Annotated in this window: 8 protein-coding genes; 3 read left to right on the top strand and 5 right to left on the bottom strand. The window is 35.4% G+C overall.

Annotated elements, in window-relative coordinates; all coding sequences use genetic code 11:
• Window positions 1-130: 130 nt before the first annotated feature.
• The 4 genes from E0W73_RS10870 to E0W73_RS10855 all read right to left on the bottom strand — a co-directional run bounded on the left by E0W73_RS10870 (window position 131) and on the right by E0W73_RS10855 (window position 5,533).
• Window positions 131-1,132: an FAD:protein FMN transferase gene (locus E0W73_RS10870; protein ID WP_135222102.1), complete on the bottom strand. Its 1,002-nt coding sequence runs from the start codon at window positions 1,130-1,132 to the stop codon at window positions 131-133.
• A gap of 31 nt (window positions 1,133-1,163) precedes the next feature.
• Complete coding sequence (locus E0W73_RS10865) at window positions 1,164-3,359, bottom strand: PepSY domain-containing protein (protein WP_135222101.1); 2,196 nt, start codon at window positions 3,357-3,359, stop codon at window positions 1,164-1,166.
• A gap of 27 nt (window positions 3,360-3,386) precedes the next feature.
• Window positions 3,387-3,869, bottom strand: a complete 483-nt coding sequence (locus E0W73_RS10860; protein WP_135222100.1) for a DUF2271 domain-containing protein — start codon at window positions 3,867-3,869, stop codon at window positions 3,387-3,389.
• Between the two features lie 167 nt (window positions 3,870-4,036).
• Entirely contained in the window at window positions 4,037-5,533 is a 1,497-nt protein-coding gene (locus E0W73_RS10855) for an ankyrin repeat domain-containing protein (RefSeq protein ID WP_135222099.1), read from the bottom strand.
• A gap of 823 nt (window positions 5,534-6,356) precedes the next feature.
• On the opposite strand from E0W73_RS10855, the gene E0W73_RS10850 reads away from it, so the two are divergent.
• Together E0W73_RS10850 and E0W73_RS10845 are read left to right on the top strand one after the other, a co-directional pair.
• Window positions 6,357-7,331: a ribonucleotide-diphosphate reductase subunit beta gene (locus E0W73_RS10850; protein ID WP_135222098.1), complete on the top strand. Its 975-nt coding sequence runs from the start codon at window positions 6,357-6,359 to the stop codon at window positions 7,329-7,331.
• 19 nt (window positions 7,332-7,350) lie between these two features.
• Window positions 7,351-9,045, top strand: coding sequence for a ribonucleoside-diphosphate reductase subunit alpha (locus E0W73_RS10845; RefSeq protein WP_135222097.1), 1,695 nt, complete (start codon window positions 7,351-7,353; stop codon window positions 9,043-9,045).
• A gap of 305 nt (window positions 9,046-9,350) precedes the next feature.
• On the opposite strand, the gene E0W73_RS10840 is transcribed toward E0W73_RS10845, so the two are convergent.
• Window positions 9,351-10,205 (bottom strand): fatty acid desaturase family protein, encoded by an 855-nt coding sequence (locus tag E0W73_RS10840; RefSeq protein WP_135222096.1) that lies wholly within the window; start codon window positions 10,203-10,205, stop codon window positions 9,351-9,353.
• Window positions 10,206-10,855: 650 nt separating this feature from the next.
• On the opposite strand from E0W73_RS10840, the gene E0W73_RS10835 reads away from it, so the two are divergent.
• Entirely contained in the window at window positions 10,856-12,457 is a 1,602-nt protein-coding gene (locus E0W73_RS10835; RefSeq protein WP_135222095.1) for a Na+/H+ antiporter, read from the top strand.
• The last annotated feature ends 6 nt before the right edge of the window (window positions 12,458-12,463 follow it).

Genomic DNA, 12,463 nt, shown 5'->3' with positions numbered 1-12,463 from the left:
TATAGCTTTTATATGTTTACTCCAGCTAAGGCTGGGGCCAATTCATTTTAGAAAAAAATGTGACTTTATAAATTAGAAAAAGACTAGAGCAATACATCTTAATTTCGCATCAACCATCAACCATTAAAATTCACAATTTATAAGCAAAGTTTTTAGACTTAACAACTTTCCCTTTATCCGTAATCATTACGCAACTGTATTGAGGGAATTTTTGAAGTAATAATAAACCCTCTTTTTGGCCTAAAACCATCATCGAAGTGCTTAATCCGTTAGCGGTTTCTGCGTTTGGACCAATAACAGTTACACTGCATAAACCCGTTGCAGGATAACCTGTTGCTGGATTGATGATATGAGAATAACGTTTGCCATCAAAAACAACAAACTTTTCATAGCTGCCAGAGGTAGTAATTGCACCGTCTTTTAAGGGAATTGTTGCTAAAATTTTCTCAGGTTTAAAAGGATTTGTAATTCCGATTTTCCAATCGTTTCCGTTCGGTTGTTTTCCCCAAGTGCTCATATCGCCAGAACCGTTTATAATTCCGGCATGAATTCCTTTCTGCATCATCATGGCACGGCATTTATCGGTGGCATACCCTTCGCCGAGGGCGCCGAAACCAATTTTCATGCCTTTGATTTGCAGAAAAATAGTAGACTGAACACTGTCTAAAATTATATTTTTGTAACCGACTTTTTCTACCGATTTTTTTATGGCTTCTTCGGAAGGCATTTCAGTCATCGAACCGTCAAATTTCCAAATACGATCCATTGCGGCAAAACTCACATCAAATCCTCCATTGGTAATTTCGGATAATTTTATGGCTCTCTGTGTTAATGCAAAAACCTCTCGATCTACTTTTACAGGCTGGATACCGGCATTTTGATTGACTTTAGAAACCTGCGAATCAGGTTTCCAGTCTGAAATCAGATTTTCGATTCGGGTAATTTCGGCAATAACTTCTTCGATTCTTTGACCTGCTGTGAGCGAATCTTCGGCCACAATAGTAATATCAAAACGGCCACCCATTAATAACGTAGTCTTTTTTCGCAATACTTGTCCGCTTGACGGAAATGCGCAAAAGAACAATACTAATACTAGCAATTGACCTGTTGTTATCTTTTGAAATTTAGCCATTCCGATTAGTTTTTTATCAAAATTCAAACGTTTAATAGCAGTCCGTTAAGATTTGACCATTGCGTTTGTATTCAGTAATATTTTTAGAGTTCGAAGTCAGGCAAAGTTCATCCAGAATATTTTCGACATCCAATTGCATTTGTACCGAGCCACAAATCATAATGACACCTCCTTGTTGTAATAAATCGATAAAAAATGCTGCATCGCGTTTGATTAAATCCATAACATAAATATGTTTTTCTTCACGCGAAAGCGCAATATGAAAGTTTTCCAGATGCTGTTTTTCAATCATTATTCCGGCAAACTTTTTATAAGCTGAAAGAGTAGGAGTTTCCATCCTGAATCCGCTGTACAAATGCAGTTCCGTTTTAGCTTTATTTTGTTCAATCATTCCGAGAAACGGTGCAATTCCGGTTCCGTTAGAGATAAATGCCACTTTTGGCGCTTTCTTTGGAAGATGAAAGGCAGCATTTTTTAAGATTCGCGCTTTAATCGTATCTCCCGGTTCAAGTTTATTCAAGTATCCTGAACCCAAGCCAAAGGGATGCAGTTTTACGACCAATTGTATATTGCCGGTATGTTTTCCGATAGAGTAGAGACGTTCGCGATTGTCATTTGCCGGATAAATTGCCAATAAATCGCCCGAAGTAAATTTAGTTCTACTTCCCGCACGAAGTGTCAATAGAAAAGTATGTTCGGTGTCTGAAACGGGAGTTTTGTCTAAAACCATCAATTTTTCAAGTCCTTTCGGAACTTCATTATATAAAGAAGGAGTGGGAGACAAAGCGATTTGACTTTTGGTATTCCATGCTTTGATCCATTCCACAAATTCCTCTGCCGATTTATCATTGACACTATGCATTGGCAAAAAGCGTTCTGCCCAAGATTGATTTTCAAGAAGGTTGTCTACTTTTTTGGCAAATCCACAAAAATCAGGATAAGCTTTAGAACCAAAACCCACAACAGAAAAAAGGATTTTATGTTCCTGAGAATTTTTTTTAAGAGTGGAGAGAAACTTATTTCCATTTGATGGCGGATCTCCTAAACCATGTGTAGAAGTAAATACAATGATATGTTCTGCTTTCGGAAAAGTCTTAAAGTTATTCAGTTCAGTTAAGAACACTTTTTCTCCCGCTGCAATTAACTGTTTCTGTACAGCATTGGCAAAACGAAGCGAGCTTCCGTTTTCTGAGCCCGCCAATAAAATATAATTGCTTTCGGTGGCTTTGAATTTGTTTTTAATTCGGCTTGCTCTTCTTTTTAAAGTAATTGCAAAACCAGAATAGATAAAGAATAGAATATTAATACAGGCCAAGCCCAAAATTACAGCCCAGATTGTGTTAATTCTGCCAGTATGAAGATCAAGACTTAAGGCTGCTAGTTGAGTTCTGATTGGTGAAAGCTTTTCAGAAGTCACCATTCCGGTTCCCTGATTTACTTCAACTTCACGATCTTTCAATTCGATAATGAAATACTCTTCAGGATCATCAGTAAACGGAAATTCTATTTTTTTGACCTCACTTAATAGTGTGTTTTTAAAAAAAGAAACCTTATTGTTTTTAGACCAATCTGCGGCAGCAGTTTCTGTTTTATCTTTTGCCTTCTCTTCTTTCGGCATAAAGAAGTTAAATCGTTCCAGCGATAAATAGGTTCCGGTAAGCGCAATTGCCAAAATCGGAATTAAGGCGATTCTACCTAGAACAACATGATAATATTGCGCAAAATATTCTTTGACGACTTTTGAAAAGAATTTTTGGATTCCTTTTTGCCTTTTTAAGACCAGCACAAAACCGGAAACCGCTATAAGCAGTAAAAGAAAGGAGATTACCCCAACAAAAAACCGTCCTGTTTCATGAAGAAACAAGGAGCGGTGCAGGCTTGTGATCCATTGAATGAATTCGCTTTTTTTTACAGGCGTTCCTAACTTTTTTCCTGTTTTAGGGTCGATGTAGGCGTTGACATCATTTCCATCTTCATCAATGGCCTTAAGCGTTACAAACTGATTATAGTCTACGCTTAGTTCTGTAATTTCAGGGTAAGACTTTTTGAGAACTGGCAGTGTTTTTTCTAAGGTTAAAGTATTAAAATCTGCAGCTTTGTACGGAAGTGTTTTTTCCTGAACTGCATCGACCGCCAGAATAATACCAGTTACCGAAGCCAAAATTAGAAAAAGAGAAGAAAACAAGGCCAAAGCCAAGTGTGCGTAACGCCAAAAAGAAAGAGTCATTGAATGTATTCTAGAAATGTAATCGTATTATATTTTGTTTAATCTTACGTATTTGATGTAACCTTTTCCATCTGTTTTTTCTGCAAGACCTTCAGTCGTAAGCGGAATTTCAAGATCGCTTACATAATATTTCTGGTCTTCAACAGCCGATTCAAAACGAAGTTTGTAGCCTTTGTTTATTTTAGAATTTTCAATTTCAATTGTTGTCACACTTCGGTCGCCTCCAGTTACAGAAGCTCCAGTTTTGGCACTGATATCATCATTTTTCTGAGTATGAAATTTATTCCATTCTTTTAATGATTTGTACCATTTTTTGTCGTCGCCCATTACATAAAGCGTCTTTTCATATTCTCCGTTGGCATTAACAAGAGAAACAACGATATAAGCGCCTTCTCCCATATAATTATTCATTTGCAACATACATTTGTACTTGCTAGATTGTGCGTTAGATTGGAAAGAAAGCAAAAAGATAAAAGCACTTGTAAGCGCTATTTTTAGTATAGATTTCATTTTTTTAAATTTATGGATTAAGGGAAAGAAGTTATGAGTTATAGTTAAGCGTTGCGCAAAATCACGCCTACAAAACTTTTAACTCATAACTTCCAGCTTTTAACTTCAATTTCCAAATGTAGAGTTTGGAATTTGGAATTTCAACTATTGATTATTAATTATTTGTTTTATTTTAAGAATTCGACTGAAACGTTGTTTTTAGTCAGCAATTCATTTTCTTTTGCTAATGCATAAGCCGTTTCGTCAAATTCGGTGCTGATATCTTTTTTAGCTCCCGCAGCGATTAGATATTTTAGAACAGCATCGTCTTTAGAAATCATGGCCGCTCTGTGTAGGCTAGTCAAACCATCTTTGTTTTTTGCGTTAATGTCTGCTTTTAGGTCTGTTATTTTTTTAAGAAGCGAAACATCGTTTTTAGTAATCGCTAAATGGTAAAGCGTGTTTCCGTCTTTTTGAGCTGCAGCTAAATTAAGTCCTTTATCTTGAAGCAATTTTGCTTTAGCATCAAAAGGATCTTGTTTTGGCGTTTCTCTTTCTCTTCCGGCAGGACGATAAGATTGTACTAAATATACGCCAAGATTATTTCCGTCTTTATCTTTAACGTTTACATCGGCATCTTTAGATAAAAGCAAGCTTACAGCTTCTGGAGTTCCGTATTGTACCGCTTTAGTAAGAGCAGATTCTCCTTTTGTATTCTGAAGATTTATGTTTTTCGCTTTTGGAAGAAAAAGTTCCAATACAGCAATTTCTCTTGCCGAAGCAGCGGCCATAACAGGAGTGTTGCCTTCTTTATCGGCTTTGTTCACATCAACGCCTTTGTCAAGAAAATATTTGATGATTTCTGTCTGATTTGGTTTTCCTGCTAATATATGAAGCACGTTTTGGCCGTTTTTATTTTGAGCAGTCGGTTTTAATTTTACTTCTTCTACCAAATATTTATAGGTTTCAATTGGATTACTTTCTCTGCGGCTTCCTTGTGCAGCTACCAAAAGAGCCTCATCGGTCGGTTTGATGCCTTTCTCAATCAGTTTTTTCAGCAAAGAGATATTTCCGGATCTTGATGCATAAGTAAAGGCAGTATTTCCATTTGCATCAACATCTTTTAAAGACATTCCTTTAGTCGAAAAATATTCTGCGGCTTTTAAATCTTTATCAGAGGCTATAGCCAAAAGCAACAGATTGGCACCATTTGCATATTTCTTTTTCGGATCTACTCCCGCTTTAAAAAAAGCATCAAACATTGCTGGGTTTGCTTGTCCGTTAGAAGCTGCAAAATCGGCAGGCATTGTGCCGTGGCTGTCTTCAAAATTCACATCAGAACCTTTAGCGATAAGATATTGTACCAACTCTGTATTGCCTCTATAAGCGGCCCAATGCAGGTAAATACGATTGTCGTGAGTCAATTTTGTGATTGAATTTCCAGGCTGCTCTATTAAAAATTTGATGGTCTCTACAGGAGCATCATTATTGATTGCCAATGTAGTTACGTCAAAAGCATTGGCGTTGGCTTCTGAGGGATTGTTTCCTTTTGCAATTTCAGCCTTAACCGTTTCGATATTGGGAGAAGTTTTCCAGAAAGAGGCTTCTAATAATGTGTTTTTTTGCTGGGCACTTACCAATAAAGTCGCGGCTAATGCAAAAGAAGCAAGTAGATTCTTTTTCATACTTATGATGTTATTTATGGTTGTTTTAATATCTGTTATAGATAAAAATTTCTATCTATTTAGAATAAATAAAAATAAAGCAAATGTAAAGATTAATATTTTTAAACCAACAATTATTTGCTGCAAATGGCCTTTTTTGGTTGGCTTTTGCTGAATTTTAAGAAACAGTTAAGTTGATTTTAATTATAATTTAATTTTGGCTCTAATTTCAGATTTAAGATTGACTTTGTGAAGTAGTCTCTGTGACGTTTTTTTATTTCGTAAAGGATTAAGAATTGTTAAACAAAAGTGAAGAGTGATTTTTACATGGTGAAACCTCTTTTTTTTGACTTCAAGAAATGGATTTTCATTTGTAATCGTAGTAAAGGTTTGGTTTTATAGTGTTGACAAATAGAGTTTTATATTTTTTTTTGATGCTAGAATCATGTCACAATATTATTTAGAATAATTATTAATTAAGCCTTTTTTTAATGTAAAAATACTCATCATAACTTCCGTTTTAAAAAATCGACTGTTGATAACTGTTTTCAAATTTGGAGTAAAAATCATCACTTTTTCATGTTGATAACTTAACATTAATTTTCAGGAAACTGCTTATTCATTGTAAATTACAGTAGGTTGTTTTCATGTTGATAAAATTTGCCTTAATCTGTTTTTTAGAGATTTTATGACTGTTGATAATTGAGCAGATTTTTAACATCTAAAACTAGACAAAAGACTCTTTGCGAACTAAATTTGTATGTATAGAAAAGCAAGCTCGAACATTCCCCAAAGTAAAGCATACGGTTTTCTGCCTTAAAAAGTCACTTAAAACTCTATATATATGTCAATTTTCGATAAAAGAATCAATTATAAACCTTTTGAATATCCTGAGGTTCTGCAGTTTACCGAAGCTATCAACAAAGCTTACTGGGTGCATACAGAAGTAGATTTTACTGCCGATACGCAAGATTTTCATGCACATCTAAACCTTGCTGAGAAGACTGCTATCAAAAACAGCCTTTTGGCAATTGCACAGATTGAGGTAGCCGTAAAAAGTTTTTGGGGAAACATCTATGAGCATTTTCCAAAACCAGAATTCAACGGACTAGGAACTACTTTTGCAGAATGCGAATTCAGACATTCTGAAGCTTATTCTCGTCTTCTTGAAGTTTTGGGTTATAATGATGAATTCGAAAAATTATTAGACGTTCCTGTAATCCGCCGACGCGTTGATTATTTGTCGAATGTTTTAAAGGATACCAAATCTCAGGATAACAGAAAATATATGGTTTCGCTGATTTTATTCAGTATCCTGATTGAAAATGTTTCATTGTTTAGCCAATTTGCCATTTTATTGTCTTTTACTCGTTTTAAAGGTTATATGAAAAATGTGAGCAATATAATTGCATGGACTTCTATAGACGAACAGATTCATGCTAATGGCGGCATCTACATCATTAATAAAATACGTGAAGAGTTCCCAGAATATTTTGATGCCGAAACTTTACAGTTAGTACGAGACACAGTTAAGGAGTCAATAGAAGTTGAAGCTGCAATTTTGGATTGGATTTTTGAGAATGGTGCAGTAGAGACAATCAGTAAAGAAGATTTGGTAAATTTCATGAAATTCAGAGTTGATGAAAGTTTGAGACAAATTAATATCGAAACAATATTTAATGTTTCGCCTCAAGATTATGCTGCTATGGCGTGGTTCGAAGAAGAAGTTTTTGCCAACAGCTTAGACGATTTCTTTGCAAAACGTCCTGTAGAATATACAAAACATGATAAAAGCATAACAGCAAACGATCTTTTTTAAAACAAGCCCATTACGAAATATGAATACGATAGAAACAAATCCAGTGGAGAATTTAGAAATAAAGACAGAAGGGAAGATGTGGTGGAAAAATTCTGAAAGCGAGCAGATTTTAAACCGAGGTTATCTTCTTAAGGGTGAAACGGTTGAAGGTGCAATTGACAGAATCTGTACCGCCGCGGCAAGAAGACTTTACAAACCAGAATTGAAAGAGTCTTTTGTCGAAATGATAGAGAGAGGTTGGATGAGTATCAGTTCTCCGGTTTGGGCAAATATGGGAACCGAACGCGGACTTCCGATTTCTTGTTTCAATGTACACGTTCCGGATAAGATCGAAGGAATTACCCATAAACTGGGCGAAGTAATCATGCAGACTAAAATCGGTGGCGGAACTTCTGGTTATTTTGGCGAATTACGTGAGCGTGGTAGTGCCGTAACTGATAACGGGAAAAGTAGTGGAGCGGTAAGTTTCATGAAGCTTTTTGATACGGCAATGGATACGATTTCGCAAGGAGGCGTACGCCGCGGAGCGTTTGCAGCGTATCTAGACATCGACCATCCGGATATTGAGGAGTTTTTGAAAATTAAAAGTATCGGAAACCCGATTCAGAACCTGTTTACCGGAATTTGTGTGCCAGATTACTGGATGCAGGAAATGATTGACGGAGACACTGATAAAAGACAGATTTGGGCAAAAGTTCTAGAAAGCCGTCAGCAGAAAGGACTTCCTTATATTTTCTTTAGTGACAACGTAAATAAAAACAAGCCTCAAGTTTATAAAGATCAGAATCTTAGAATCAATGCTAGTAATTTATGCAGTGAAATCATGCTTCCGTCATCTCATGATGAGTCATTTATTTGCTGCCTTTCTTCTATGAATTTGGAATTGTATGAAGAATGGAAAGATACCGAAGCGGTAAAACTGGCAATCTTTTTCTTAGACGCAGTTTTACAGGAATTCATCGAAAAAACAGAAGGAAACTATTATTTGACTGCAGCTAATAAATTTGCAAAAAGACACCGTGCTTTAGGTCTAGGCGTTTTAGGATGGCATTCTTACCTGCAAAAAAATATGATTCCGTTTGAAGGAATGGAAGCTAAAATGAAAACGACAGAAATTTTCAAACATATCAGCGACAAAGCCGATAAGGCAAGTCAGGAACTGGCTAGAATTTACGGTGAACCAGAATTGCTAAAAGGTTACGGAAGACGCAATACCACAACAATGGCAATTGCTCCTACCACTTCTTCTTCTGCCATTTTAGGACAAACTTCGCCAGGGATTGAACCTTTCAGTAGTAATTATTACAAAGCTGGATTGAGCAAGGGTAATTTTATGCGTAAAAATAAATACCTTAAAAAACTATTAGAAGAAAAAGGTTTAGATAATGAGGAGGTGTGGAGAGGAATTATGCTCAACGGAGGTAGTGTTCAACATATGGAACAATTGACTCAGGAAGAAAAAGATGTTTTCAAAACATTTAAAGAAATCAGCCAGTTGGAAATTGTACAGCAAGCCGGGATTCGTCAGAAATTTGTAGATCAGGGACAAAGCTTGAATCTTAATATTCCGGCAGAATTGGCTATTAAGGATGTAAACCGATTAATGATTGAAGCTTGGCAGCAAGGAGTTAAGAGTTTGTATTACCAAAGAAGCCAGAGTGTTTCTAAAGAATTGGTGACAAGTCTTGTTTCTTGCAGCAGTTGTGAATCATAAAATAAACAAAAGCCGAATCTCTAATTTTTTTGATTCGGCTTTTTTATTCGTACTGTTTTGTCATGTCGACGAAGGAGGCACGAGCGATAGCGAATTGGCGAAGCACATCTCCACAGGTAGCTCCGCAATGATTATTGATAACTCAATTTATCGCTATTCTTGTCATCCTAATGAAGAAAGGATCACGCAAGAAACTTGACAAAGATTTTCCGCACAGTATTGTCATGTCGATGAAGGAGACATCTTCACAAGTAACGCCGCAATCAAAATAAAAACCTAATTAGAAATTCTCTCAGTAACACTTTCTATTTTATTTTATAAAAAGTAAAGGATTTATCAAATAAAATCCCTCTTAAAGTTTTTATCGGATTAGAGTTTTTCTCTCGTTTAAATAAACCAATTGTTAAGGTTAGCCACGAAAGATTAGGATGTTCGTGATGCACATCATGGTTTCCAATTCCGAATCCTAGAGGAAACCAATAGGTATTTGTTTTATGTTCTAAAGAAGTTCCCATGTGTTCACACCAGCTTCTTACTGCCGATATAATGTTTAAAACAAAAAGTGTAAGCAGTACAAAATAAATAGGAGGTTTGATGATTAGAAACGTCACAATACTAATACATATAGAAATTAGAAAATAAAGTCTGCTGATCTTTAATGTCTTTTTAAACTTTTTTGAGTTTTCTGATTTATTAAAATTAAAAATTAAATAAAAAGTATATAATACAGGAATTGATTCAAGTACAATATATAAGTATCTGTGTCTTTTGTATAGTTTTTGCGACAGAGGAGAAGCAAGCGGATCTAAATCGGTGTTGGTATATCCGTGATGAATCAGGTGATATTTTCTATAATGTTCACCATAAAAAGGTAAAAAAACCAAAGCAGAACAAAAATTTAAAATGAAACGATCAAATTTAGTTTTGGTTATGGATTTATGAGAGCCGTCATGTACAGTAATTATTAAAAATGAATGTAGAAGAAGACCTGCAGGCAAAAATGTCCAATAAAATCCTTTTTCATATAAGTTAATGCAATAAGCAATTGATAACATCAAAATAAAAGCAATAATAAAAGTAATTACTGGTATTAGAAAAGGATTTTTACGCAGTTTTTTTTCGATAGATAGCTCCTCTATCAATTGTTTTTTATTTTTCATTTCTGTATAAATTAGGATTACAGTAACTTTTAACTTAAATCATTTCATTTAATAGTATCAAGTCCTGCGGCAAACTTAAAATTACATTTATTGAACAGCGGTTACTATAAGTTTTAAAAATATTGAAATAAGACATTTTATGATTTTTTTCTTGATGATAAATTGTATAACTTTCTCCAGATAATTGTTGTATAGACTCACGCCTTGGACAATGATTCTATGAAATCACCTTCGTTTTATTCGATTTTCGTCAGCAAACAATTCATTTTCCTTTTTTTCAATTGGTTTAAGGTCTTTTCAACTCGTTTTTTGGTTTGTAATTCCGAATTGCACCAACTGAACTAGTTCCTGTACTTATCACTTTTAAAATAACCCGTTGGGTGTAATTAAAACACATAGCTAAACTATGTGCATTTAGACTAGTGAAACGCCTTTTTAAGTTTAGTTAAACTATGTTTCTATGTGTTGAAAATAATTTCACCCAACGAGTTAAAATAAATTTGGCACAAGACTAAACTTGTCCGCAATAAAAAAGTTTGATGTAAGTCAATCAATCGCTCTTTTTTTAGTGATGTTGTAATTTAATTATCATAAAATATTAATTTAGCTTGCGAAAACCATTATCAAAAATCTTAAATACCACTTCATAAATGGAGAATATCACAGTAATTATCATGCTGCTGTTTGGCGTTGCATTTTTAAGTCTTGTTAGCAAAAGATATAATTTTCCGATTCCGATAGTTCTGGTGATGTGTGGTGTAATTATTAGCGTTGTTCCGGGACTTCCGGTAATTGCTTTAAGTCCAGAAATTGTTTTTATTATTTTTCTGCCGCCACTTTTGTATCATGCAGCTTGGCATACCAGCTGGTCCGAATTTAAACAGACTATTCGTCCTATTACATTAGCAGCTGTGGGCTTGGTCTTTTTTACTACCGGCTTGGTTGCAGTTGTAGCCCATTGGCTTATAGATGATATTTCTTGGCCGTTGGCATTCTTGCTTGGCGCTATCGTTTCGCCTCCAGACGCTGTTTCTGCAACAGCTATTACCAAAGGTCTGGGATTGCATCCACGATTAATAGCGATTCTGGAGGGCGAAAGTCTCGTAAATGATGCCAGTGGTCTTGTGGCTTACAAATATGCTCTAACAGCAATTACAGCGGGAAATTTCGTTTTATGGCAAGCGGGACTTAACTTTGTTTTAATGTCGATCCTTGGTATTGGAGTGGGTCTTGCGGTTGGTTTCGTAATGTACTATATTCATAAAAGATTTGTTTGCGATGACATGATCGAGGTAACGCTGACCTTATTAACGCCCTTTGCATCGTATCTGATTGCCGAGCATTTTCACGGTTCGGGAGTTTTGGCAGTAGTTGCAACAGGTCTTTTTTTGGCTGCGAGATCAGGAGCCATTTTTTCTCATGAAAGTAGAATCATGACCAATACCATATGGGACGTTTTGAATAATATTCTGAATGGCTTGATTTTTATCTTAATTGGTCTTCAGTTGCGCCAGATTATTGATGGAATAAGCAATTACTCTGGAAATTCTTTATTTATTTGGGGATCAGTAATCAGTATTGTTGTTATTATTGTTCGTTTTCTATGGGTAATTCCGGCCACTATTATTCCGAGAATGATAAGTAAAAGAATACGCGAAAAAGAAGAATTTGACTATAGAAACATGATTATTTTTGGATGGTCGGGAATGCGTGGCGTGGTTTCTATGGCCGCAGCCTTGGCGCTTCCTCTAATGCTCAATAAAACTGAAGAATTTCCCCTCCGTAATTTGATCATTTATTTGGTTTTTTGTGTGATACTTTCGACTTTAGTCATTCAAGGGCTCACGCTTCCGTGGTTGATTAAAAAGCTCAAGGTCGAACGTTATTCTATTTTAGCTGAGGAATATGATATCCGTAATAAAATAGTTTCTGAAACCATTACACATATCGAAGATAATTTTTCTCTTTTAGATGATGAGTTGCTTCACAATATTAAAAGTAAGTATGAAGTAAAATTCAATCGACTTCAAAAAACCGAGCTTCCTGCAAACTTTTTCGGAAACGGAAAAGTATTAGGAGGACAGATTTTTAATGAATTTACCAGAGTGCAGATTGATTTGCTGAATGTAGAACGCAGCAAGCTTGAAAATATGCATAAAAAAGGCTCGGTAAACGAAGAAATCTTCCGCAAGATAGAAAAAGAGCTAGACCTTGAAGAAACTCGTTTATGGATGGAAATGTACGAGGAATAAATATTT

This window comes from Flavobacterium foetidum (assembly GCF_004634245.1).
In the GTDB taxonomy this organism is placed as follows: domain Bacteria; phylum Bacteroidota; class Bacteroidia; order Flavobacteriales; family Flavobacteriaceae; genus Flavobacterium; species Flavobacterium foetidum.
This window is presented reverse-complemented; position numbering and strand designations above follow the sequence as displayed.